Genomic DNA, 263 nt, shown 5'->3' with positions numbered 1-263 from the left:
CATAAAGCCGGTGTTAAAGTAAGCGCGTTCACTGCTGAAATAATAATGGCAATGGCTAATGTATACGCAAACTGCTTATAGAATAACCCTGCTGAACCTGACATAAACCCGATAGGAATAAATACTGCAGACATCACCAGCGTAATTGAAATACCAGCTCCTGTAATTTCACTCATCGCCTTGTGAGTGGCATCTCTTCCTGAAAGATCCGTTCCTTCCATATTACTGTGAACGGCTTCCACTACGACAATAGCATCATCTAC

1 protein-coding gene is annotated in these 263 nt (G+C 42.2%); it reads right to left on the bottom strand.

The genetic code is table 11. From position 1 onward, the window contains the following. Positions 1-263 (bottom strand): efflux RND transporter permease subunit (locus SB689_RS23395; RefSeq protein ID WP_410694441.1); only part of this gene is annotated, 263 nt, incomplete at both ends.

The organism is Chryseobacterium sp. SIMBA_038 (assembly GCF_046535115.1).
In the GTDB taxonomy this organism is placed as follows: Bacteria; Bacteroidota; Bacteroidia; order Flavobacteriales; family Weeksellaceae; genus Chryseobacterium.
Note: the sequence above shows the minus strand (reverse complement) of the source record. Positions and strands in the feature narration are given on the sequence as shown.